The sequence below is a fragment of the Pedobacter westerhofensis genome, assembly GCF_900182595.1.
In the GTDB taxonomy this organism is placed as follows: domain Bacteria; phylum Bacteroidota; class Bacteroidia; order Sphingobacteriales; family Sphingobacteriaceae; genus Pedobacter; species Pedobacter westerhofensis.
In genome coordinates this window covers 214,437-237,915 of sequence record NZ_FXTN01000008.1, presented here as the reverse complement: position 1 = coordinate 237,915, position 23,479 = coordinate 214,437, and the positions used below count along the sequence as shown (strand labels likewise).

The following is a 23,479-nucleotide window of genomic DNA, read 5'->3' as shown; positions in this document are numbered from 1 at the left end:
ACCTGAGTTTATGCGATTGAAACCAATTCTTCACTCGAGATCTCTTCGTACAACGAATAGAAGTTCTCGAAATTTTCGGTTAAATTAAAAGCTAAAGTTGGTTTATTAGAATCTTTAACAAATTTTAACACATTGTCTTCAATGTTTTCATCCGCTAAAACTACTGCGTCAGAGTAAGTTATCGCACCAATGTGTAAGGTACTGGAAGTTGGGTTTTCGAATACTTTAGTGTCTTCTGCGGTCATGTTGTTCATCACGGCCTTTTTGTGCAGGTCTTCATTTAAAGTTTCGGTAAAGCAACTCTCATAAACTGAGTAAACTACCTTAGAGTTTTTGAAAGTCGGATCGTTTTTATAAGAGGTCTTGATGTATACAGGAACCAGAGAGGTCATCCATCCATGACAATGCACAATATCCGGTGCCCAGCCTAGTTTTTTAACAGTTTCCAGTGCACCTTTGCAAAAGAAGATTGTTCTTTCGTCGTTGTCTGCATAAAACTTACTTTCCTTATCTCTGAATACGTGCTTACGCTGGAAATAATCTTCATTGTCCAGAAAGTAAACCTGCATACGTGCTGCTGGGATTGACGCGACCTTGATAATCAGAGGGTTGTCATTATCATCAATCATGATGTTCATCCCCGATAAACGAATTACTTCGTGTAATCTGTTCCTTCTTTCATTAATATTGCCGAACCTTGGCATCAGAATGCGGATCTCAAATCCTTTTTCCTGCATTGCCTGTGGTAACTGACGGGTAATCTCTGAAATTTTGGTAAGTTCGAGGAAAGGCGACATCTCGTGTGTAACAATCAGTAGCTTCGTTTTTGCCATCTCCATATTTGTGAATAAATATTTATGTTAAAGAAAAGATAATCAAGGGGCAAAGGTAAGCAATTTATTCAAATTTATCAATATCTTGGCCCGATGTTTTGTTGGTATTATATAAATACCCAAATTGCACACGGAAATATTAAAGCTCGGTTTGGAAGTTATAAATACGATAGCAGCATTAAAAATGCTGCTGCAGCCAAGTAAATTGGCTAAACAAAAGATTGCCTTGGTGCCCACAATGGGCGCTTTGCACAAAGGACACGTCTCTCTGATTAAGATCGCTCAGCAAAATGCAGATATAGTAGTATGTAGTATTTTTGTGAACCCCACTCAATTTACCGACCCTAAAGACCTTGAGAAATACCCCCGTCCCTTAGAACATGATATTGAAATGTTACAGGAAGCGGGATGTGACTATGTATTTATGCCTTCGGTAAAGGAAATGTATCCCGTGCCGGAGCAATGGCATATTGATCTGGGCAGCGCAGAATTTGTGCTGGAAGGTGAATTTAGAAAAGGACATTATCAGGGAGTAACGCAGATTGTTAAAAAACTTTTTGATGCCGTTGATCCGGATCTTGCCTTTTTTGGCCAGAAGGACTTTCAGCAGGTGCTGATGATCCGTAATATGGTTGCGTATTTTGGCCTTGGCTTACAAATCATATCCTGCCCCATCATCAGGGAAGAAGACGGTCTGGCGATGAGCTCCAGGAATATCCACTTATCGGCTGCCGACAGAAAGAATGCACTCGTTCTTAGTCGCGCGCTACAGTATGTAACAGATCATTTTGCTACTGACAGCATCGATGATCTTCTTGATCAGGCTAAGCAGATGATCAATGCGACCGAAGGAGTTACACTTGATTACTTTACAATAGCCGATACAGAAACCCTTCTTCCTGAATGCGAAAAGGATTCGAAACAGCTGGTTGCCCTGGTTGCTGCCAAGGTAGGTGAAACCCGCCTGATTGATAACATGATCCTTAACTGACATCATTTAGAATAAATCAAACAAACTTTATCTAACTTTGCCTCATGATTATCGAGATATTAAAATCGAAAATACACCGTGTTAGGGTAACACAGGCTGAATTGAATTATGTAGGCAGTATTACTATCGATGAAGACCTGATGGATGCGGCCCAGATCATTGCCAATGAAAAGGTGCAGATTGTTAATAATAATAATGGTGCCCGGTTTGAGACGTATGTGATCAAAGGTGAACGTGGTACCGGAACTGTATGTCTTAACGGTGCAACAGCCAGGCTTGTGCAGGTTGGTGATATATTAATTATTATGTCTTATGGCTCATTGCCTGTAGAGGAAGCTAAAAAGTACAACCCAATCCTGGTATTCCCGGATGACAACAATCGTCTTCTGAAGTAAATCTTAATTTATTCTTGGGGTATAATAAGCTTGCAGTAAAAATACTATGCAACCATAGTAATTCCGAATGGAAATACTAAATTTGGTCAAATGTATTTTGCTAGATATAATTATTATGCTATTTCAATTAAGTGAAGAACAATTGATGATCCGGCAGGCTGCCCGGGACTTTGCAGAGCATGAGCTAAAGCCCGGTGTGATCGAAAGGGATGAGAAACAAAAGTTTCCTGCCGAGCAGGTGGCGAAACTGGGAGAACTCGGCTTCTTAGGGATGATGGTCTCGGAGCAATATGGCGGAAGCGGGCTTGATGCTTTGTCTTATGTGCTGGTAATGGAAGAGCTTTCCAAAATCGATGCATCAGCTTCAGTGGTGGTCTCTGTAAATAACTCACTTGTTTGTTACGGACTGGAAGCTTACGGCTCCGAATTTCAAAAGGAGAAGTATCTTGTGCCCCTGGCATCAGGACAGCAAATTGGTGCGTTTTGTCTTTCAGAGCCAGAAGCTGGCTCCGATGCTACTTCACAGCATACTACAGCTGAGGATAAGGGCGATTATTATCTGTTAAACGGAACAAAGAACTGGATCACCAATGGTGGCACAGCCTCTACATACCTTGTGATTGCTCAAACTCATCCCGAACTCAAACATAAAGGAATCAATGCTTTCATCGTAGAAAAAGGGATGGAAGGTTTTAGTGTAGGTCCCAAAGAAAATAAAATGGGCATACGCGGATCAGATACGCACTCCCTGATGTTTGACGATGTGAAAGTCCCAAAAGAAAACAGGATCGGCGAAGATGGCTTCGGCTTTAAGTTTGCGATGAAAACGCTGGAAGGCGGACGGATTGGTATAGCCGCACAAGCCCTGGGTATTGCAGCCGGAGCATATGAACTTGCACTGGCTTATGCTAAGCAGAGGAAATCTTTTGGTAAACCGATTTCTGATCATCAGGTCATTGCTTTTAAACTTGCAGATATGGCTACGCAGATTGAAGCTGCAAGAATGCTGGTTTACAAGGCTGCCTGGTTAAAGGATCAGGGGCTTTCTTACACGCTTGCGGGTTCTATGGCAAAACTATATGCTTCCAAGGTTGCGATGGATGTGACAGTTGAGGCTGTCCAGGTTCATGGCGGATATGGTTTCGTGAAAGAGTATCATGTGGAGCGCTTAATGCGGGATGCCAAGATTACCCAGATCTATGAAGGTACTTCCGAGATTCAGCAACTGGTGATTTCGAGGGAAATACTCAGATAGATCAGTCATGCGCGTAGTTCATTTTGCTTTTGTCCGGAGCTTGCTTTGAGTGATAGCACCCCGGGAGGATTACAGCCGCACTACAAGAGCACTGATTACTGGGGAAATGGTGCTCTTGTAGTGCAGTGGTAGTGCAGTAGTGGTGCTCTTGTCCAGGGCAAACTCCGGGCATAGTCCCTTGAAGTTATATTGGAGAGCTGGTTTGTGAATTGTTTAATCATCGCTTCCTGCAATAGCTCCGAAGACGGCTTTGATCAAGGCCACTACTATTGCTAAAAATGCTGCTGCAAAGAATCCGCTGGTATTGAACCCTGTCATTATACTGTCTACTAAAAGGATCATTAATACGGTAATAATAAAAGACATCAGCCCTAGGGTTAGGAAATTAATCGGAAATGTCAGCAGCCGAAGTATCATTCCTATGGTAGCATTAGCCAGTGCAATCAGGACTGCTGCAATAATAGCTGTTCCAAATCCCGCTATATGCACGCCAGGGACAAGATATGAGCCCAGCAGCATTGCCAATCCCATCAATAAAATTTCAATAATAAACCTCATAATGTTTAGTTTTATAGCATGTATAAATACCTGATAATATTACCGCTGGTATTCACAATAATGGTGTGTTTGATTTCCTGTTCGCCTGCAAATAATAAGCCAGTAATGATCAGATTTTCGCCAGACAGTGATGCACTGGTTTTTACAGGGGTTGACCCTGCCGGATTATACCAGCTTAAAAATACCCCAAATATTGATACCGCATATTCAGATATTATCTCTGTTTTAGAATTGCCTTCTGAAGATGATTCGACTGGTGTAGAACAGTCTTTTGCAGGTAAGGTGGTTGTTGGAGACAGCGTCATCGTCTTTCATCCGCATGTTTCATTTGCCAAAGGAAAAAGTTATCTGGTGATATCTTTCCTGAACGCAAAATTTGGTAATGCGGGCATGATGCTGACCGGAAAACTAGATCATAAGGTGAAACCGCAGGAAGTTATACTCAAACGCTAAGTCCTGGTACATATGTCTGGTTATCTGTCTCGTTAGCAATCACATATACAACGGTTAAAGTTTCTCTATTTCTGAAAATGAGAGGTTCGTGAGTCTTGCGATCATATCGAGGGGCATCTTTTCCTTTCTCATCCGGATAGCAATTTCCATGGATTTTTTGTGCTGGCCTTCCTCTAATCCTTTCTCTAATCCTTGCTCTAATCCTCGCTCCAATCCTTGCTCCAATCCTTTCTCAATGCCCTGCTCAATGCCTTTCGCAATGCCTTCCTCGATACCTTTTTGAAGGCCTTCTTTTCGCCCTTCTTCTGCAGCTCTCTCCTTTGCATATGCAATGGAGTTTTCATAATCCCACTGAGCTTTTAAATTTGAATCATACATTTCTTTTTCCTCCCTTGTTAAATTGCTAATTTCAGCGATCTTAAATACTTTTTTAAAAATGCCATCATCCAACCCAACAGGTTCTTTTTTAAGATCTGCCATGTGTTTCAAAAGAAACAGCCAACGGTCAAGATCTGTTTCCAGTTCGGTTTCTGTCTTTACAAGTTTAGGTAATTCCAGAAATTTGTAGTTCAACTTGTGGTAAAAAATTTCTCCGGTGTGAGTGTTGGTTAATGCTATATCATGCAGGTATTGGTCTGGATTGCTGTCTTTAAAATTGAAACCAAGAATAGCAACCAGAAAGACTTCCTTCAAATCAATATTCCAATGGTTGCTCCCTCTCGGCAACTGTTCATTGATTAATCTGGAGGTGTAAAATACTGCCCGGTCACGAAAGTTTTTTTGTTCTCCCCTTTGCATTTCAATGATGAATTGTTCACCCTGGTGTCCAGTACAGAGAAAGTCAAAGAATACTCTCTTCGAATCTTTGAGGTCTCCCCCATGTTCAGTAGGACTATAGGTCAGATCTTTAATTTCCTTTTGACCGTTGAATAATTGGTTTAGAAAGTTAATCAGTATTTCCTTATTTGAGTCAGAACCAAATATATGTTTAAATCCAAAGTCGCTTAACGGATCAATAAAACGTGTTGCTGATTGTATCATATGTTGCTCATCTATTACGAAACAAACATATAAAGTTAATTTAATATATTTAAAATTAACTTTTGGCTTTATTTTACGTTTTTTGATCCTGTGAAAAAATTTTATTGCCATTTATCAAAATTTAGAAATGAATGTGTAAATTAGTGAATACACTAGTGATGACTTACGGATATAAAATGCGTTTTTATTTTTGAAATAAAATTCTTACATTTGCACTGAAATAGAAGGTAAGAGGGGGCAGATGTCCCCTCTTTTCTTTTATCCGCAAATTGGTTTATGCAAGTAGAGAAGAGAGTAATAGAATTAATAGAGGAAAAGATTTCGGACAGACCGGAGTTATTTTTGGTTGAGGTAAAGATGTTGCCGAACAACAAACTAATAATTCATGTGGATGGTGATGAAGGGATCAGTATACAGGATTGTGCCGCAATCAGCAGACATGTTGGGTTTCATCTGGAAGAAGAGAATACAATAGAAAAAGCTTATAACCTTGAGGTATCTTCTCCTGGTGTTGGCGAACCCTTAAAGCTAAAGCGACAATATCAAAAGAATATTGGACGTGATTTGAGCGTAAAACTGACAGGTGGAGAAATCATGGAAGGTAAATTGCTGGAAATGAACGATAGCGCTATAATTATAGAAGCTAAAGTGAAAGAAAAGGGTAAAAAGGCACAACTGGTTGAAACCAGTATTGACTTTGATAAGATAATAGAAACAAAGGTTTTAATTTCATTTAAATAAAAATGAGCAATATTAATTTAATCGATTCATTTCAAGAATTCAAAGAATTCAAGAACATCGACCGTCCTACGGTAATCAGTGTGCTGGAAGAGGTATTTCGCAGTATGCTGCGTAAGAAATATGGCACTGATGAGAATTGTGATGTGATTGTAAACCCTGACAATGGTGATTTGGAGATCTGGCGTACAAGAAAAGTAATGGAAGACGGCTTTTCTGAAGATGATGATCTGGAAATTGAACTTGCAGAGGTGAAACAACTGGATGCAGATATGGAAGTTGGAGACGACTACATTGAGCAGATCACTTTAGAGAGTTTTGGAAGAAGGGCTATTTTAGCCGCCCGCCAGACGCTTGTTTCAAAAGTGCTTGAATTAGAGAAAGACGAAATCTTTAAGAAATATAAGGACAGGGTTGGTGAGATCGTAACAGGTGAAGTTTACCAGGTCTGGAAAAAAGAAACACTGGTACTCGATGACGAAGGCAATGAGTTGATGATGCCTAAGACAGAACAGATACCTGCTGATTATTTCAAAAAAGGCGATACCGTACGTGCGGTGATTTTAAAGGTGGATATGATGAACAGTACACCTAAGATCATTATTTCAAGGATCGCTCCTGAATTCCTGCAGCGTTTGTTCGAAATTGAAGTTCCTGAGATTTTTGACGGTTTAATCACCATTAAAAAGATTGTTCGTGAACCTGGCGAGCGTGCAAAGGTTGCCGTAGAGTCTTACGATGACAGGATTGATCCTGTAGGCGCCTGTGTAGGTATGAAAGGATCACGTATCCATGGAATCGTGAGAGAACTGAAAAATGAGAACATTGATGTAATCAATTTCACCAATAACATATCATTGTATATTACCAGGGCTTTAAGTCCTGCCAAGATCACTTCGATTAAGCTTGATGATGTTACTAAACATGCTTCAGTTTATCTGAAACCTGATCAGGTTTCACTTGCAATTGGCCGTGGCGGACACAATATCAAACTTGCCGGTAAATTAACTGGTTATGAGATTGATGTGTACCGTGAAGCTGGTGAAGAAGATGAGGATGTGGATATCGAAGAATTCTCAGATGAAATCGATAGCTGGATCATCGACGAATTGAAAGCAATTGGTTGTGATACTGCAAGAAGTGTACTGGCTTTATCAGTAGATGAATTAGTAAAAAGAACTGACCTGGAAGAAGAGACGATTAAAGAAGTCATCAGTATCCTTCAGTCAGAATTTGAGTAAGCGTTAACTTGATCAATTAAAAAACAAATACATACGGATGAAGATTGCATGGAATTTGCGATCTTCATACTGATAAAAAACAATTTGTACTGATGAAAAAACAAGAATAAACGTTACTTTTGTATAAGAATTAAGTAAAAATAGGAGATCAATGTCAGACGACAAACCAATAATTTTATTCAAAGCAGTTAAGGAACTTAACGTAGGGATAGCTACGGCCGTTGAGTTTTTAGAAAAGAAAGGCTTTTCTGTTGAGAATAAACCCACTACCAAACTCTCCCGAGATATGTATAATGCATTATTGAAGGAGTTTCAGGGTGATAAAATCGTAAAGGAAGAAGCCAATCAAATTGTCATTGGTAAAATTCGTCGTGATGAGCCTGAAGTAACTGAAAAAGTTGCTGAAGCACCCAGAAAGAATGTTGAATTTGAAAACGAAGGGATCTTAATCAAGAACCTTCATTCCTATACACCTCCTGTTGAGAAACACAAGGAAGAAGTGCCTGCACAACCCCTTAAAGAAGTTGCGGCAGAGAAGGAACCTGAAAAGGTTGAAGAAGGAACATTGAAAGGTGTTAAAATCGTAGGTAAAATCAACCTTGACGATTTAAACTCGAAAACACGTCCTGCTAAGAAAGAAGAAGTTCCGGCGCCTGAAGTTGCTAAAACTGAAGAACCGGCTGCTCCTGCTGCTGCGTCTATTCCGGCAGAAAAACCTGTAGAAGTTATTCCGGAAGCCCCGAAAGCAGTTCAGGAGGAAGTTAAACCGGTTGAGAAACCAGTTGAACAGCCTGCTGAAGTTAAAGCTGAAGTGGTTAAACCAGCGGAAGAAGTAAAAATAGAAGAAAAACCTATACCTGTGGAATCACCAGTTGTTAAAGCAGAACCGGTTAAAGATGTAGTAGCACCAAAACCTGATAAGCCTGACGAAGTTGAGGTGATCAAAGCGCGTTCGGTGAAACTTTCCGGACCAAATATCATTGGGAAAATTGTCTTGCCTACAACACCTGAGCGGAAATCACAGCCTGTGGCTTCTTCAGCTGAAAGTAATGATGCGAAAAGAAAACGCAAGCGTAAAAAGACTCCGGGAGCACCTGGACAACATCCGCAAGCCGGAGGTCATCAGGCCCCTGCCGGACAGCAAGGTGCTGGAGGGAGTACTACGCCGGCTACGCCTGCAAGACCTGCCGGAGCACCAACATTTACCAACAGACCTGATTTCAGGAACAACACAAATAATACAGCCAACAGGCCTAACTTTAGAAACAGCAAGCCTGGTACAACCGGCGGGCCTAAAGAAGAACCTACGGAAAAAGAAATACAAGACCAGATTAAAGCTACGCTTGCACGTTTAAGCGGAGCTGGTAAATCAGGTAAGTTTGCACAACGTGCGAAATTGCGCCGTGGTAAACGTGATGATGTAGCCCTTTCTGCTGAAGAAGCAGCAATGGAGCTGGAATCTCAGTCCAAAGTATTAAAAGTAACAGAATTTGTTACGGCTAATGAATTAGCAAGTATGATGGATGTACCGGTAACTAAAATTATAGGTACATGTATGAGCTTGGGTATGTTTGTATCCATTAATCAGCGTTTAGATGCAGAAACTTTAACTATTGTTGCTGATGAATTTGGTTACGAAATTCAATTCGTGAAACCTGATGATGAAGGTGACAGTATTATTGAAGAAGCGGACGAGCCGGAAGATTTAATCCCAAGAGCACCGGTAGTTACGATCATGGGTCACGTAGATCATGGTAAGACCTCATTGCTGGATTATATCAGGAAAGCAAACGTTGTAGCTGGTGAAGCCGGGGGTATTACCCAGCATATTGGTGCCTATATGGTAACCACGCCAACAGGGAAAAAAGTTACTTTCCTTGATACACCGGGTCACGAAGCCTTTACGGCGATGCGTGCACGTGGTGCGAAGGTTGCAGATATTGCAATTATCGTTATTGCTGCAGACGACGCTGTGATGCCACAAACAAAAGAGGCAATCAGCCATGCTCAGGCAGCTGGTGTTCCTCTAGTGTTTGCCTTTACAAAAATTGACAAACCAGGAGCGAATTCTGATAAGATCCGTGAGCAGTTATCAATCATGAATATTCTTGTTGAAGATTGGGGCGGTAAGTTCCAGTCGCAGGAAATTTCTGGTAAGAGCGGATTGAACGTAGATGCCCTGTTAGATAAAGTATTGTTAGAAGCTGAACTGTTAGAATTAACAGCGAATCCTGATAAACGTGCAACAGGTAGTGTAATTGAAGCTACTCTTGATAAGGGCCGTGGTATCGTAACTACAGTTCTGGTACAGGCAGGTACATTAAAAGTTGGTGATCCGATTCTTGCGGGTAGTTATAGCGGTCGTGTAAAAGCACTGTTTAACGAACGTGGCCAAAAGGTAGACCAGGCAGGTCCTTCAGTACCGGTACAGGTATTGGGTATGCAGGGTGCTCCAACCGCAGGTGATAAATTCAATGCGGTAGAAAATGAATCTGAAGCGAGAGAGATTGCAAACAAACGTTTACAATTGATGCGCGAACAGGGCTTGAGAACACAGAAACATATCACACTTGATGAGATTGGCCGTCGTTTAGCGATCGGTAACTTTAAAGAACTTAACCTGATTGTTAAAGGTGACGTAGATGGTTCGATTGAAGCATTAGCGGATTCACTGCTGAAACTTTCAACTGAGGAGATACAAATCAATATCATTAGTAAAGCGGTGGGTCAGATATCTGAATCTGATGTATTGCTGGCATCTGCTTCTGATGCGATCATTATCGGATTCCAGGTTCGTCCGTCTTCAGGTGCAAGGAAACTTGCTGAGGCTGAACAAATCGATATCCGTCTGTATTCTATCATCTACGATGCGATCAATGAGATCAAGGCGGCGATGGAAGGTATGCTTGCTCCTGAATTCCAGGAGAAAATTACGGCTAACGTTGAGATCAGGGATACCTTTAAAATCACCAAAGTTGGTACCATTGCAGGTTGTATGGTACTGGATGGAACAATCACACGTAACAGCAAGATCCGTATCGTTAGAGATGGGGTTGTAGTTTATACAGGTGAACTGGCTTCGCTGAAACGTTATAAAGATGATGTTAAAGAAGTAGCCAGAGGTTACGAATGTGGTTTGAATATTCAGAATTTCAACAACATTGAAGTTGGCGATATCGTTGAAGCTTACGAGCAAGTAGAGGTAAAAAGAAAACTCTAAGTTTAATAAATATTATAATACACCCTGCCATGAAATTTTTGACCACAAGGTTTTTAATTCTGGCAGGGTTTTTTTTTATGCATACAAGTTTGTATGCACAAGCCAGGTTTCCCGTTTGTGGGCCTCAGGCTCAATTTTATAGTAAGGATAGCATTCGCATCATCACCTTCGGTGCAAGTACCGTAGAGGGCACTCCTAAGCCTCTGAGTTTTCAAAAACCTTTACAAGCTTATCTGGAGAATTGTTACATGACCAAACCTGTTAATATCTTCAATTTTGGTGTAGGAGGCGAGACAACCGGTCAAGGATTGCTGCGTATTGATGCGGCTTTAGCTAACCCGGCTGATTTCTTTTTAATCCTGATGGGAGCCAATGATGCGATCAGGATAGCTGATAATCAATTAAGGGTCATTGATGCAGTCAACAACATGCGGGTTTTGATTGGAAAGGCCAAAGCAAAGAATCTCCCCGTGATTATTGGTACAATACAATATTTTGTTGAAGATCGGGGAACACCGGCAGAACGCGTTCTGGCCAGAAGGAGAAACCGGATCGTTGATCAGATTAATAATGCTTACAGAAATCTTGCTGTTGAAAGCAGTTCCAGAATTGCTGATTTCAATTCCACGATGGGGAAAGACCCCTCTCTGTATTCAGACTTTGTCCATCCCAATGCCAGAGGATATGAGGTGCTTGGCTTGGTTTGGTTTGATGCAATCAACCAGGAAATTGCACAGAATTTTCAATCCGTCGGCGTAGTACAAAATTATCCTAACCCTGCTAATACCTACACAAAAATTGGGTTTACATTAACTTCTGCTGCTAGGATAAAAATTACAATGTACAGCAGTTCTGGACAAAATATGGGAGTTATCTTTGATGACTACAGGAATGCCGGATATCAGGAAGAGCAAATTTCTACCTCTCAGTACGCTGCCGGAATTTATATCTTATATTATGAATTGCTGGGACTCAGGTTCTCAAAGAAACTGATCATTCAGCATTAATAAGCAAAACTTATTATGAGTAAACTAATGATAATCTTTAAGGGTTTTATCTTAGTTATATTTTATTATAAATAGGAATATAACTATTTCAAATTTCACACTACATAAATTTAGACTGGAAAATTATATGTTAATGATACTTAAAGTATCAATTGATAATAATTATCTTTATAATAAATTCTCATCAATTTTCTTGGTAACTAATCGTTTACATTTAAGTTATTATAACTTAATTAAATAGATTTATATTTATTAAAATTAATTCAATTAACTATGAAAACATTATTTAAAATTTTTATCTTTCTCACGGTATTCGTTGTAGGAAGTAGTGCAAAAGCTCAATCTGGTTTAGTTATTTTTAGAGAAAATAATGAGGGAACTGGTAAGACCATTAAACAGCTCACCGATTCTCCAGCCACTTATGATTTAACTCAAGTAGGGGGAAATGATGAGATAAGATCAGTGGTGCTGGTTAATGTTAGAGTTGGTGCAGTTATTTCAGTATTTAATGACAACACTGGTAGTTCGGGACATGCGTATACTGTTATTACCGTGAAGAGCTCTGGCCAATTTACATTAGGCGGATTTGAAGGCAGTTGGGAGGATGGAAACTTAAAGGTTGATTATCGTCCCTTTGGCAATGACCGTGAACTTGATGGTAAGGTCTCCTTTATTAGAATCGAATAAAAATTATTAACCGCGCTGCTAATTTATTATAACAGCGCGGTTTTTATTTTTAGAGATACTAACAAGTGGGGTTAATATTTGAATATGGTAAAACTTTTGCTTCTTATATACCAGGTACAAAGCTTATGTATCCATTGAATATTTTCTAATCGAAAATAAAATGCTAAAAATGGCTTTTACAGCCTTGACATTTATCATATTGATATTTTCTTTCAAAATACTCTCTTCTAACGTCAATAAGTGATAGAGTATATGGCCTCTTTTAATAGTAATAACTGTTAAAATATGTTATTTGGCGAATTTTTTCATTAAAATTGCATCATTTTATTGTCTAATACAATTAATTGATGCAGGAAGTACAATCAGCTATACAGATAAAGAAGAACTTTGATTTTGTAGATACCATAAGATGTCTGTCGATGATTGGGATAGTCTTTGAACACACGGAGGTATTTGGAAGTGCTAATTATGTGTCTTTTTACACCAGCTTGCTGCAAGCATCTGTGCTTCAGTTTTTTAAATTTGCCACAGTCGCGTTTTTCCTTATAGCTGGATTCCTAATCAATCACAAATTCACAGAATATACCCCATGGCAGTATTTGAAGAATAGATTTAAAAGTACGATTGGTCCATGGGCATTTTGGATTAATGTTTTGATACTAATCGATATTATCAATTTACTTTTTATTGCGTATTTCAAGTATAATGGAGAACGACATATGCCTTCTCCCTTTGCGGATTATCTGATCTCATCTTATTATTATATTATTACAGAAACCAGTTTTTGGTTTATACTGAATTTTTTGATCTGCATCGGAATTTTACTTCTTTTTAAAAGGTTTATTTATAATAAGATATTCGGTGTGTTACTTGGGCTGACTTCCCTGTTTTACAGCATCAATTTATACCATGGATGGATTAGAACGAGGCATACAACAGCGCTATTCGGATTTGTTTTCTTTCTATGGCTGGGTGCTTACATGAATAAGCACAGTGAAATACTTTTTAACTTTATCAAAAAGATATCCTTCATTTGGCTGACAGGCATTACAATCGTTTTATTTATTATGTCTGATCTTGAGATAATTTACCTGAAATCTATTGGGATGGAAGATGCTTATAACACACTACGTGTAAGCAATATTTTATATTCTCTATCATTTTTTCTTATCTTACTCAAGGTTGGTTCAATTCCTTCTGTCAATAGAATATTTCAGCCCAGAAATACCACGTTTGGTATCTACCTCATTCATCCCATCATTATCCTTCATTTTTTAGACGCTATATTCCGTCCATTTCACTGGCATGCTGAAGGTATGACAGCAATAGGTGCCATAGCTTACAGTGCTTTGAGGTTTGGGGTTACATACCTCATCAGCATCTTAATTGTAAGAGGATTATTAGTGACTAAGTTGCGCTGGACAATAGGAAGCTCCGTTCGTAATTAAGATTTCATAAAGAATCCTTACCTGTAGCATTTCAATTTAAATTTTCGTTTAACTGTCGGATCGACCTGATCTGTTTGTTCGTGGATTTAATATATACTATAAAAAGTAGAAATGAGTACTATAAAAGCGGGGTATCTAATCTCATATGATTATGAATACGTAAAAATTTCATTATTAAGAATTTATGATTTTGTCGACGAGATTTTTCTTGCTATCGATGTTGATCGCAAAACATGGTCGGGTAAGGATTTTTTAATTCGCGAGTCATTTTGGGAGTGGATAAAACTGGTTGACAACGCAAATAAGATAAAAATTTATGAAGACCGTTTTTATATTCCCGGACTCAGTCCCATGCAGTGCGACACCAGGGAACGCAACATGCTCGCGCAGCGGATGGGTGATTGTGACTGGTATCTTCAGATCGATTCAGATGAGTATTTTATTGATTTTGAAGTATTTGCTAGTAAGTTAAGAAGACTTCATCCGACTGTTCCGACAACAATTGTTTGCCCGGTTGCAACAATATTTAAAAAGGTAGTATCCGGATATTTACTGATCGCTGAATCCTCTGAAACGTTATGTTTTGCAACGAATCTCCCTGTATATGACAACGCTAAACATAATTCGGGGAATAACTATATATCCTGGGATGATCTTGTGTTACATCAGAGCTGGGCAAGGGAACCAGAGGAAATATACTGGAAATTGCATAACTGGAGTCATAAAAATGACTTTAATATAAATAGTTACTATAATTTATGGAATGCTGTTGACGAGTTTAATTTTTTTAGCTTGCAGGATTTTCATCCCCTGGGTTCTGGAGCGTGGCCAAAACTTAAAATGATCAAAGCAAAAAACATAGTCGAACTTCTAAATTCTGAAGAGGTAAGGATGATTAATCGCTCTGAAAAAGATAAGATAAAACGGAAGCCACTCACATCCAGGTTGTGGAAGGAAATTAGAAGTTCTTTTAAATATTCTTAATATCAACACCGCTCGCTGATGCCATTACTGGCGCCCAGAAGTCAACATACAAATTCCATGCATGGCAGCCAAATGGAAGCTTTCCCTCTGTGAGTTTGAACGCAAATTCCAGCTGATCATTCATTGAAAAGTAAATTGCTTTTTTGTAATTGGGTATGTTTAATTGTTTTCTTTTTCTATTAGCTTCAAGTCCGAAAAATACATCTTCATTAAATTGATGCTCTGCTCGACTGTTATAATGCGCTATCATTTTTTTATTCCGGATACATACTTCGTAAAAGCGTTTCGTATTTCTTAACGAAAATCCGCCATTACCTACGCGATTCTCAAGCTGTATTTCAGTGGGAAGGTTATTATCAGGTTGATGTAAGTTCAATTTGGTATGCAGAAAACGCTGTGTATGATTTTTGATCTTTTTGAAAACATCTGGATAAGCTGTATACCTTAGCCAGGGCGCCCCGATATAATCATAGCCCTGATTACACCAGTAAGCAAGATCATCCCTAAAAACAAAAGCATCGGGCTGGTAAATCAGTATAAACTTATATTTAAGGAATTTTTCATAGAAAGCTGATGAAAGCATAAGCCTGTTATACCCTGCTATGCTTTCAAAATATTCGTCCCCAAAACTCACTATTTCATTGAAAGGAAATTTATAATTAACCATCTCTAATTTTTGGGGTTTAAGAGCAATGATTTTGTAAGAAGACAATATTTTAAAACATTGACTGATTGAAATCTCTTCAAGTGGAGATAGTTCCGATTTATAGAGTGGTATAATGATAGATACTAAATCATCCATAATACAGTTGAATATTTATTTTGAATTTAATCTACGAGACGAGCTTGTTGTAAACGGATAACGTTTTATCCATACAGAGATCCATAGGGAATTTAGCTAGTTGTAAACGGCCTTTAGTGATTAGATTTAAGCGCAAATTTTGATTATTGATTACCTCTTCTACAGTTTTTAATATGCTATGTTTATCATTGGGTTGGAAATACGCAATTGCGTCTTCTCCAATCTCTTTGAAACATGGCTGGTCACTTGCAATCACTGGACAATTGCAGTTAAAAGCTTCCAGGATAGGTAATCCAAAACCTTCATAAAGAGATGGAAAAATAAATGCCTTGGCATTTTGATAAAGAGATGTCAATTCCCGATCCGTTGCACTTATTTGGGAGACCTGATTTTGCAATGTAAGCCTCGATATCATTTCTATTTCTGCCTCTGCAAAATGACCTCCTCCGGCACAGATTAGTTTTAAGTTGATGTCTTTCTTTAATAGCGGTGTCAATGCTGATAAAAAAACCGGGAAATTTTTATATCCTCGTCTATCTCCTACATATAATAAATACATTTTCTCAGTGGGAACCGGGCTCTCGGGTTCGGGTGGGAGAGAATTATTGATGTTCATCTGATAACCGTGATGTATAACAGTTATCCTATTTGAAGCAACATTCAGTATATCCTGCAGGTCTTTACTTGTGGATTCTGAAATTGCAATGATCTGGTCAGCATTTTCTATACAAAGTCTTTTATACCTTACATAGACGTCATTCGGGTCGAAATATTCCGGGAACTGCTCATGGATCATATCATGTACTGTGATGACAAATGGTTTTTTGTTATATTTTAAAAAGTAGGGATCATAGTAACTTGGGTGGAGAATATCAAAATCGTTCTTTTGAATCAGATATTTTGAATACTTCATGTTCCATTGAAAACGTCTGCTTTCTTTTTTAAGAAGCCATCGTCCCAGAGCATTATTTAAAGGTGCAGGATAATCCTTTAAATAATAATTTTTTGTGCAAAGAATTCCGACAACAGATTGTATGTCTTTTTTTACATCAGAAGTGTGTTGAATATTAGCAAAATAACGGGAGATTCCTCCATATTGTTGCATAGAGAACGTTTGATGGTCTATGAGGAGTCTTAGCATCTTCTGTTTTCCAATAATGATTTGAGAATTAATCGTTAAATGTCTGCATGTTTATCAGGCGTTTATATAATCCATTGTGTTCTATTAGTTCAGAGTGGGTACCTGTTTCCCTAATTTCACCCTGATCAATTACAACGATAAGATCTGCGTGCTGTATAGTACTTAGGCGATGTGCAATTACAATGGATGTCCTGTTTTGCATCAGTTTATATAAGGCATCCTGAACAAGTTTCTCCGATTCTGTATCCAGAGCTGACGTAGCTTCATCTAGCAGCATGATAGGAGGGTTAGCCAATACAGCTCTTGCAATACATAAACGCTGTTTTTGTCCACCTGATAGTTTATTTCCACGGTCGCCAATGTTTGTCTGATAACCATTTTCAGTATTCATGATAAAGTCATCGGCATTAGCAATCTTTGCAGCTCCAACTACTTCTTCATCAGTAGCATTAGGTTTTGCAAAGCGGATATTATTGATAATTGTATCATTAAAAAGTATGGATTCCTGATTTACAGTTCCTATTTGAGATCTTAGGCTTTCAGAAGTTATATCTCTAAGGTCAATGCCATCAATAGTTATTCTACCATCTTTAGGATCATAGAATCTTGGAATAAGATCCATTAATGTACTTTTACCGCCCCCCGATGGACCGATAACGGCTACAGTCTTTCCCTTTTCGATGGTAAGATTAATATTCTTCAGCACTTCTTTTTCACCATAGCTGAAACTAATATTATCAAATCTTAATTCCTTATTGAAATCATGGATTTCTGTGGCCGAAGGTTTATTCGTGAGCTCTGGATGTGTGTCTATAAGGTCTAATACACGTACTCCGGCAGCAATTCCTGAATGAATTCCACTGAATGAATCTGCAATTGCCTTCACCGGCTGCATTACCTGGGAAAATATTGCAATGTAGGCGATAAACCCAGCAGATGTCAACTCAGATGATTTATCAACCAGGATCATTTTACCGCCATATAATACAATCATTACAACTACGAGAATTCCCAATGCCTGAGATACCGGAGAAGCTAACTGTTGCCTACGGGCCATTTTCCTTGTGAGATCAGAATAATAGACATTCTCTTTCTGGAACTTCTCTTTTATTCTGTCAGTCGCATTAAATGCTTTGATAATTTTTATTCCTGATAATGCCTCGTCAAGAAATCCCAGCATCCTCGCGAAGGATTCATGTGCCTGAGTCGCCTGTTGCTTTAGGCGTTTTACAATTTTGCTGATAATAAAACCAGATAAAGGAATAACTAACAATGAAAATAGTGTAAGCTTAAGAGAAATGCTTACAAGGACAAAAATATAGAATATCAACTGTAGCGGCTCCTTAAATACTACCTGCAGTGTATTGGTTACTGTATATTGAACAACTTGTACATCGGAAGATACCTTTGACATAATGTCGCCTTTACGTTCATTATTGAAGTACCCTATGTGAAGATTCATTACATTGTTAAATACGGTTTTGCGAAGGTTTAGTAAAGTATGAACCCGCAGATCTTCCATAAAGCGCTGGGACAAATACCTGAAAAGGTTCGCCAATATCACTGAAACAAGAATGATACTGCATACCAATTTTAGTGTTCCCAATTTGTCATAATGTTGCATTGAATAGTCAACCAGTTCCCTGAATTTGGCCATAATGTTAAATATTGAGTCCGATTTTTCCACTGTACCGCTGTGAACTATTTTTTCTGGACTAGCAAATAAAGTGTCTAAAAGTGGAGCAAGCAGTGCAAGATTGAATGTGTTAAAAAAAACGGCTAACAGTGTTGCAATTACATAGGGAATGGCAAATTTTTCTATGGGTTTAGCAAATGAAAGTAATCTAAAATATGTTTTCATTAAAAATGATTAAAGTACGAAGGTACGCATAGTTAGTTTATAGACCTATTTTCAAGAAAAATAGCTATTTGATGCCAGATGGAAGTAGAATCATATATATGAAGTACATTTGAATCAAATATATTCAGATGAACAAATTACCTGATCCGGGAGTATTGATTACAGTAATTATTCCTTCTTACAATGCAGAGAAATACATTGCTGGCTGTTTGGAATCAATATTCAATTTAGATTTTTTATCTATTGAAATTATAGTAATGGATGGAGGCAGTACTGATAAGACTCTTGAGATACTATCGCAGTATACTTACAACATTCTACGATGGAAATCTGAACCGGATCTCGGAATATACGATGCGATGAACAAGGGGATTAGTATAGCTTCCGGCAGATGGTTGTATTTTATGGGGGCTGATGACAGACTTCTTCCTGGCTTTAAAGAGTTGGCGGGTAAGTTAACACATGACGGTACTATATATTATGGTAACAGCATTCCGTTTTATGAAGATGGGGTGGAAATAGATCCTTACGGATTGTTGAAGGGTGAATTTAGCGCTTACAGACTTGCTAAATATTGCATGAACCATCAATCGATTCTCTATCCGGCAAAAGCATTTTATAACTTAAAGTACGAGCTTAAATACAAGATAGCTGCTGATTACGCGTTGAATTTAAGGTTATGGGGTAACCATAATTTCAGGAAGGAATTCTATGCCATCGATGTTGTAAGCTACAATATGGGGGGATTTTCTGCTGGTAACAGTGATGAAATTTTTATAAAGGATAAGTCAGCTCTCATCAGAAAATGGATGGGCTGGAAAATTTATATGAGATATCTAATTAGAGGATTCAAAGATAAAAGGAGGCACAGGCAAGGTGTCTGAGGAAATATTAGAATTATTCTTTAATAAATTCTTTTATACGTGTAGAAATAGGATCGGATTTGATTCCAAAAGGCAGCATATGGAACAAGGTGTTACGTGCTTTCTCTGCTCTTTTTCTGGAAAAAGAAAATATGTAGTTAAAAGGAGTGATAATCAGAAGTAAAAACCAAATGTCAGGACGACCTTTCGTTTTTAATTTAGCTCTCATTGCCGCGTAATATTTCCTGAGAACAACATTAGCATCTTTAAACCGACCTAAATATGCATCTCTGCGTTTTACATCTAGTTTGTAATCCGCAATGAAATGATGGTAAACCAGCCCGGCGTCATAAAATAATCTGTAGCCCTTCAAAATTAAGCGCAAACAATATTCAGTATCTTCAGCAAAAATAATGTCGGTATCATGCTCAATAAGAAATGATGGAAAAGTTTTATACATTTCAAGATAAACAGATTTTCTGGTACTTAATCCCGCGCCCCAGAGTATAGATCTTACCGGCATAATACCGTGCTTTTTAGCTTGTGGGCCAACAGCATACACAACTTCGTAATCTTTAAACCAGTCGGGAAGTGGCTTGCCTTCTGTTACAGGGATTCCACGTCCGCCGATAGCTGCAACTTCTGGTGTTAATTCAAAGGTATCGTAAATTCGTTTAGCATAATCTGGTGCAAGCCAATTATCATCATCACAGGTGATTAGATATTCATAGCGTGCCGCTTGTATAGCTTTTTGTAATGCATATAATTTGCCCGGCTTAGGCTCACTAATTAGCCTGAAAGAAACATGGCTAAGTTCATACTTGTCCCACTCAGACTGGCCTGTTGCTGAAGAATTGTCGGTTGAGGCATTATCTACCAAAATTACTTCCCAGGGTATATCTGTCAGAGACTGCTGTGCAATGTACTCAATTGTTTTACCAAGTCGCTCAGCGCCGTTATATGTACATATAATTATTGTTACCCCTTTAGTCATGCCTTAATCTTTAATTCTATGCCCGCAGGCATTTTTTTATTATGCCTCAGTGAAGCCCTGAGCAGTGTAGGATAATTTCTCAGCAATCGTCTTCCTGTAAATGCTGTCATTTGGAAGGGTGTTATTCCTGGAATTGTCCTTATGAAAAATATGATATCCCAGAGCTGCCAGCTTTAGTCTTTTTCTTTTTATTCCTGAATGCAATAACCGGGCGGCAAATTCATAATCCTCTCCTCCCCAACCTTCAAACCTGTTATCGTATCCGTTTATTTTTATGTAATCACTTTTCCAGAATGCAATGTTGCAGGCTTTTATATGAAATGGATTAGATGGAAAGAGCATGATTATTCGACTTAGCAGTGGAAATCGTAAAGCATTGAACCTGCTGTGCAATCCCGATGAAAATACCGAAAAATTAATTTCTCCTGAATCCAGGATCTCTTTTGCCTTTTCTTCTGTAATCATTGCCCTGCTTCCCTGTACAAAATAACCTTGTTGGGCAGCTTTCAAGTGATCTGAAACAAAATGCGGATCTATAATTATATCACCATCAATTTCAAGTATATATGAAGAGTCTATATTTTGAACGGCCTTATTCAGAATTAAGCTTTTTCTAAAGCCTTTATCTTCATGCCAGATGTGCTTAACTGATAGCTTGTGCTGACGCTTAAATTCTTCAATCAATAATTTTGTATCATCCCTGGAACCATCATCTGCAATTACGATCTCATCTGGCATTCTTGTTTGCCTTGCTATACCTGCTAAAACCAGACTCAATGCCTGGGGCCAATTATAGGTAGAGATCAGGATGGCAACTGTAATGGGCTGGTCTTGCATTCAAATTATTTAAACTGATCTGCAAAATTACATCAATTATTGCGAATGTCAAATTATGAGGCTGAAGGACTCCTAGCGTATAGTTTCGATTTCGTTTTTTCTTGTATTAAAAACTTCCATTCCATGGATCTCCATTAAGCGATCAGTTCCATTGATATAAGTAAGCTGTCCTGCTGCATCTCTGCTTTCCCTGAACTGGGAGAGTACATAACCCTCCTCGAGGCTAAGCGGCTTCAGTCCCTTGATCTTATCCTCTCTTATAAAATATGCATTATTGCCATTGCTGTTGCAGCCGATAAAAGTATATCCTTTTTCTTTAGCCAAATCACATAATGACATTAACGAAGAACCAAAGTACAGATTACTATAGTGCGCATCTGTTCTGTAAAAGTTTGCTTGATAAGGAACTGTCCAAGGGTTTTTGTCACCAAATACGCTGTTGTATTCCACAATTACAATCACAGGAGAAACCACAGATATTGCTTTCCAAACCCAGTAATCATTACCATCAATGTCAATGTGCAACAATCCTAATTCGCCGGAAAATCCATGCTGACTGATTAATTCATTAATGTTTTCAGCAGTTATAAATGCTGTTACTGCAGTTAGATTGTACTTCCAGTAAATTTCCTGTTCATGCACATCTTTGATGTTACTTTCGGTACCGTCCATAATTAGCCCGGTCCAGTTATTATTTACTAACAAAAACCGGGTGTTGGATTCGGTGTAATTCTGTACTCCGAATTCTATAAATGTATTCGATTCCAGATCTAAATAGTCAACTAAGAATTGAATAATGCCATCATCCTTCCATTGCGAAAATACTTTGAACTCTGCCAATTGTATATTGTTAAGAACATGATGAGTATTGGCAATGTTTAACTGCGACAAAATAGCTGCCTGCAGTAATTTTTGCGAATTGGCGTCCTCTCTTAATGAATTTAATTCATCGATTATTGTGTTAAATTTTCTTGCGACAATATTATTCTTTGTGAACATAATCACAAATAAGCTAAAATTAAATTATATTTCAAATTAATTTCTATGTATTTAAGTATGTGATTAACGCATTGTGAGGTTGAATTATCTCCGAGAAGACAATTTTACCACTTTTAAATATTGTTTTCTTTGACCCTGGATATGATTTATCGTATGATCTTGTAATTTTTATACTCTCCGATCCTCCATCCTATGACCTGTTCGATGCGGTGCAGCATCAAACGGCGCAAAGAGAGTGCAATCTTTTTTGGGTTATGTACAAAAGTCCAGTCCTGGGCAGCAATGGTTTTTTGCATGGTAGCCGGATGCGATTCCGTAAAAGGTGCAAGAATGTCAGCTACTGTGCCAAAGTCAAACGTCTGGTAGGCGGCGTACTGCTCTTCCGTTTTTTCCTGCGACTGATAATAGTTATTGAACCGTTTTACTTTTCCCAGCAGCAGGTCCGGATTTCTGCAATAAGAATAATGGAATATCCTTGCGTTCAGCAATTTTACATTCAGCTTCCTGCTGTTGGTCTGGTTTTCGTAATCCTGCTCAGAAGGATAGATCCTGAAGCCCTGTGAATCTTTGTATGAAAATACTCCTGGCAAATTTCTTACAATCCGAATTTCGCGGCGATGCCAGCGCCTGGTGGTACCAATATGTTTATAGTCGCCAATAAAATGATAAAAGTTAAATAGAAAGCCTTCTACAGCAGGGTTATCCAGGTTGTCCTTCATCGCCTGCTGAATTTCGGCGAGAGCGTCCTCATGAAATACTTCGTCAGACTGTATGTGAAATGCCCAGTCGCCCGTTACCGCCTTCAGACCGATGTTGGCCTGTTGTGCAAATACCTTTCCGCCTTTAATCAGTTCATCATCCCATTCTGTATCGATAATCCTGATCTTATCAGAACCAATTGCTTCAATAGCCTCCCTTGTTCCATCATCAGATTTTCCTACCACAGCTATAAACTCATCACAGATCGGAAGGATAGATTTGATCGATTCAATTACAGGATAACCATATTTGAAACTATTGCGCATATAAGTGAAACCACTAACTTTCATTCTTTAAGGATATGAGTATTTTTATTTTGCCGGAGAATATATATTCTGGTTCTTTGCAACAAAGATAGATTTATCATTTATA

22 protein-coding genes are annotated in these 23,479 nt (G+C 38.5%); 12 read left to right on the top strand and 10 right to left on the bottom strand.

Features of this window, described 5'->3' with window-relative positions:
* Positions 1-8: 8 nt before the first annotated feature.
* Entirely contained in the window at positions 9-833 is an 825-nt protein-coding gene (locus FN831_RS16845) for a glycogen/starch synthase (RefSeq protein WP_246101590.1), read from the bottom strand.
* A gap of 151 nt (positions 834-984) precedes the next feature.
* Between FN831_RS16845 and panC the strand changes: the two genes are divergently transcribed.
* The 3 genes from panC to FN831_RS16830 all read left to right on the top strand — a co-directional run bounded on the left by panC (position 985) and on the right by FN831_RS16830 (position 3,474).
* Entirely contained in the window at positions 985-1,824 is an 840-nt protein-coding gene (gene panC / locus FN831_RS16840; protein ID WP_142529353.1) for a pantoate--beta-alanine ligase, read from the top strand.
* A 44-nt stretch (positions 1,825-1,868) separates the two neighbouring features.
* Positions 1,869-2,219 carry an aspartate 1-decarboxylase gene (gene panD, locus FN831_RS16835; RefSeq protein ID WP_142529352.1) on the top strand — a complete coding sequence of 117 codons (351 nt, stop codon included), beginning with the start codon at positions 1,869-1,871 and terminating at the stop codon, positions 2,217-2,219.
* Between the two features lie 115 nt (positions 2,220-2,334).
* Positions 2,335-3,474: an acyl-CoA dehydrogenase gene (locus tag FN831_RS16830; RefSeq protein ID WP_142529351.1), complete on the top strand. Its 1,140-nt coding sequence runs from the start codon at positions 2,335-2,337 to the stop codon at positions 3,472-3,474.
* Between the two features lie 213 nt (positions 3,475-3,687).
* On the opposite strand, the gene FN831_RS16825 is transcribed toward FN831_RS16830, so the two are convergent.
* On the bottom strand, positions 3,688-4,032 hold the full coding sequence (locus FN831_RS16825) for a phage holin family protein (protein WP_142529350.1): 345 nt from the start codon (positions 4,030-4,032) through the stop codon (positions 3,688-3,690).
* 105 nt (positions 4,033-4,137) lie between these two features.
* Between FN831_RS16825 and FN831_RS16820 the strand changes: the two genes are divergently transcribed.
* Entirely contained in the window at positions 4,138-4,485 is a 348-nt protein-coding gene (locus FN831_RS16820) for a hypothetical protein (protein ID WP_142529349.1), read from the top strand.
* A gap of 54 nt (positions 4,486-4,539) precedes the next feature.
* Here the strand turns inward: FN831_RS16820 and FN831_RS16815 are convergent, their stop codons facing one another.
* The gene (locus FN831_RS16815) at positions 4,540-5,526 is read right to left on the bottom strand and encodes an Rpn family recombination-promoting nuclease/putative transposase (protein WP_142529429.1); all 987 of its coding nucleotides are present in this window, start codon (positions 5,524-5,526) and stop codon (positions 4,540-4,542) included.
* A gap of 276 nt (positions 5,527-5,802) precedes the next feature.
* Here FN831_RS16815 and rimP point away from each other — a divergent pair, with 276 nt between their 5' ends.
* From rimP to FN831_RS16780, 7 genes are all read left to right on the top strand, one after another.
* Positions 5,803-6,267: a ribosome assembly cofactor RimP gene (rimP, locus tag FN831_RS16810; protein ID WP_142529348.1), complete on the top strand. Its 465-nt coding sequence runs from the start codon at positions 5,803-5,805 to the stop codon at positions 6,265-6,267.
* Positions 6,268-6,269: 2 nt separating this feature from the next.
* Complete coding sequence (gene nusA, locus FN831_RS16805) at positions 6,270-7,505, top strand: transcription termination factor NusA (protein ID WP_090555589.1); 1,236 nt, start codon at positions 6,270-6,272, stop codon at positions 7,503-7,505.
* Between the two features lie 151 nt (positions 7,506-7,656).
* On the top strand, positions 7,657-10,725 hold the full coding sequence (infB, locus tag FN831_RS16800; protein ID WP_142529347.1) for a translation initiation factor IF-2: 3,069 nt from the start codon (positions 7,657-7,659) through the stop codon (positions 10,723-10,725).
* A gap of 29 nt (positions 10,726-10,754) precedes the next feature.
* A complete protein-coding gene (locus FN831_RS16795) occupies positions 10,755-11,732 on the top strand; it encodes a GDSL-type esterase/lipase family protein (RefSeq protein ID WP_142529346.1) in 978 nt (325 codons plus the stop codon).
* A gap of 273 nt (positions 11,733-12,005) precedes the next feature.
* Positions 12,006-12,419 (top strand): C40 family peptidase, encoded by a 414-nt coding sequence (locus tag FN831_RS16790; protein WP_142529345.1) that lies wholly within the window; start codon positions 12,006-12,008, stop codon positions 12,417-12,419.
* A 347-nt stretch (positions 12,420-12,766) separates the two neighbouring features.
* Complete coding sequence (locus FN831_RS16785; RefSeq protein WP_142529344.1) at positions 12,767-13,867, top strand: acyltransferase family protein; 1,101 nt, start codon at positions 12,767-12,769, stop codon at positions 13,865-13,867.
* A 111-nt stretch (positions 13,868-13,978) separates the two neighbouring features.
* Positions 13,979-14,851, top strand: a complete 873-nt coding sequence (locus FN831_RS16780; RefSeq protein ID WP_142529343.1) for a hypothetical protein — start codon at positions 13,979-13,981, stop codon at positions 14,849-14,851.
* Here FN831_RS16780 and FN831_RS16775 read toward each other — a convergent pair.
* The 3 genes from FN831_RS16775 to FN831_RS16765 all read right to left on the bottom strand — a co-directional run bounded on the left by FN831_RS16775 (position 14,838) and on the right by FN831_RS16765 (position 18,655).
* Entirely contained in the window at positions 14,838-15,653 is an 816-nt protein-coding gene (locus FN831_RS16775) for a DUF5672 family protein (protein WP_142529342.1), read from the bottom strand. The genes FN831_RS16780 and FN831_RS16775 overlap by 14 nt on opposite strands.
* Positions 15,654-15,684: 31 nt before the next feature.
* Positions 15,685-16,758 (bottom strand): glycosyltransferase family 4 protein, encoded by a 1,074-nt coding sequence (locus FN831_RS16770; RefSeq protein WP_185960514.1) that lies wholly within the window; start codon positions 16,756-16,758, stop codon positions 15,685-15,687.
* A gap of 64 nt (positions 16,759-16,822) precedes the next feature.
* Positions 16,823-18,655 (bottom strand): ABC transporter ATP-binding protein, encoded by a 1,833-nt coding sequence (locus FN831_RS16765; protein ID WP_142529340.1) that lies wholly within the window; start codon positions 18,653-18,655, stop codon positions 16,823-16,825.
* 128 nt (positions 18,656-18,783) lie between these two features.
* Between FN831_RS16765 and FN831_RS16760 the strand changes: the two genes are divergently transcribed.
* Positions 18,784-19,539: a glycosyltransferase family 2 protein gene (locus FN831_RS16760; RefSeq protein ID WP_142529339.1), complete on the top strand. Its 756-nt coding sequence runs from the start codon at positions 18,784-18,786 to the stop codon at positions 19,537-19,539.
* 13 nt (positions 19,540-19,552) lie between these two features.
* On the opposite strand, the gene FN831_RS16755 is transcribed toward FN831_RS16760, so the two are convergent.
* The 4 genes from FN831_RS16755 to FN831_RS16740 all read right to left on the bottom strand — a co-directional run bounded on the left by FN831_RS16755 (position 19,553) and on the right by FN831_RS16740 (position 23,397).
* Positions 19,553-20,512, bottom strand: a complete 960-nt coding sequence (locus tag FN831_RS16755) for a glycosyltransferase family 2 protein (protein WP_142529338.1) — start codon at positions 20,510-20,512, stop codon at positions 19,553-19,555.
* A 39-nt stretch (positions 20,513-20,551) separates the two neighbouring features.
* A complete protein-coding gene (locus FN831_RS16750; RefSeq protein ID WP_142529337.1) occupies positions 20,552-21,349 on the bottom strand; it encodes a glycosyltransferase family 2 protein in 798 nt (265 codons plus the stop codon).
* Positions 21,350-21,421: 72 nt separating this feature from the next.
* On the bottom strand, positions 21,422-22,348 hold the full coding sequence (locus tag FN831_RS16745; RefSeq protein WP_142529336.1) for a hypothetical protein: 927 nt from the start codon (positions 22,346-22,348) through the stop codon (positions 21,422-21,424).
* 146 nt (positions 22,349-22,494) lie between these two features.
* Positions 22,495-23,397 carry a glycosyltransferase gene (locus FN831_RS16740; protein ID WP_142529335.1) on the bottom strand — a complete coding sequence of 301 codons (903 nt, stop codon included), beginning with the start codon at positions 23,395-23,397 and terminating at the stop codon, positions 22,495-22,497.
* Between the last annotated feature and the right edge of the window lie 82 nt (positions 23,398-23,479).

Bases quoted from the DNA above. Each gene is read 5' to 3' on its own strand.
- FN831_RS16820 (WP_142529349.1), top strand. From the start codon at position 4,138: ATGATCAGATTTTCGCCAGACAGTGATGCACTGGTTTTTACAGGGGTT.
- FN831_RS16790 (WP_142529345.1), top strand. From the start codon at position 12,006: ATGAAAACATTATTTAAAATTTTTATCTTTCTCACGGTATTCGTTGTA.
- FN831_RS16750 (WP_142529337.1), bottom strand. From the start codon at position 21,349: ATGCAAGACCAGCCCATTACAGTTGCCATCCTGATCTCTACCTATAAT.
- rimP (WP_142529348.1), top strand. From the start codon at position 5,803: ATGCAAGTAGAGAAGAGAGTAATAGAATTAATAGAGGAAAAGATTTCG.
- FN831_RS16815 (WP_142529429.1), bottom strand. From the start codon at position 5,526: ATGATACAATCAGCAACACGTTTTATTGATCCGTTAAGCGACTTTGGA.
- FN831_RS16760 (WP_142529339.1), top strand. From the start codon at position 18,784: ATGAACAAATTACCTGATCCGGGAGTATTGATTACAGTAATTATTCCT.
- FN831_RS16830 (WP_142529351.1), top strand. From the start codon at position 2,335: ATGCTATTTCAATTAAGTGAAGAACAATTGATGATCCGGCAGGCTGCC.
- panD (WP_142529352.1), top strand. From the start codon at position 1,869: ATGATTATCGAGATATTAAAATCGAAAATACACCGTGTTAGGGTAACA.
- FN831_RS16740 (WP_142529335.1), bottom strand. From the start codon at position 23,397: ATGAAAGTTAGTGGTTTCACTTATATGCGCAATAGTTTCAAATATGGT.
- FN831_RS16765 (WP_142529340.1), bottom strand. From the start codon at position 18,655: ATGAAAACATATTTTAGATTACTTTCATTTGCTAAACCCATAGAAAAA.
- FN831_RS16755 (WP_142529338.1), bottom strand. From the start codon at position 20,512: ATGACTAAAGGGGTAACAATAATTATATGTACATATAACGGCGCTGAG.
- FN831_RS16780 (WP_142529343.1), top strand. From the start codon at position 13,979: ATGAGTACTATAAAAGCGGGGTATCTAATCTCATATGATTATGAATAC.
- FN831_RS16845 (WP_246101590.1), bottom strand. From the start codon at position 833: ATGGCAAAAACGAAGCTACTGATTGTTACACACGAGATGTCGCCTTTC.
- FN831_RS16770 (WP_185960514.1), bottom strand. From the start codon at position 16,758: ATGCAACAATATGGAGGAATCTCCCGTTATTTTGCTAATATTCAACAC.
- FN831_RS16745 (WP_142529336.1), bottom strand. From the start codon at position 22,348: ATGTTCACAAAGAATAATATTGTCGCAAGAAAATTTAACACAATAATC.
- FN831_RS16795 (WP_142529346.1), top strand. From the start codon at position 10,755: ATGAAATTTTTGACCACAAGGTTTTTAATTCTGGCAGGGTTTTTTTTT.
- infB (WP_142529347.1), top strand. From the start codon at position 7,657: ATGTCAGACGACAAACCAATAATTTTATTCAAAGCAGTTAAGGAACTT.
- FN831_RS16775 (WP_142529342.1), bottom strand. From the start codon at position 15,653: ATGGATGATTTAGTATCTATCATTATACCACTCTATAAATCGGAACTA.
- nusA (WP_090555589.1), top strand. From the start codon at position 6,270: ATGAGCAATATTAATTTAATCGATTCATTTCAAGAATTCAAAGAATTC.
- FN831_RS16825 (WP_142529350.1), bottom strand. From the start codon at position 4,032: ATGAGGTTTATTATTGAAATTTTATTGATGGGATTGGCAATGCTGCTG.
- FN831_RS16785 (WP_142529344.1), top strand. From the start codon at position 12,767: ATGCAGGAAGTACAATCAGCTATACAGATAAAGAAGAACTTTGATTTT.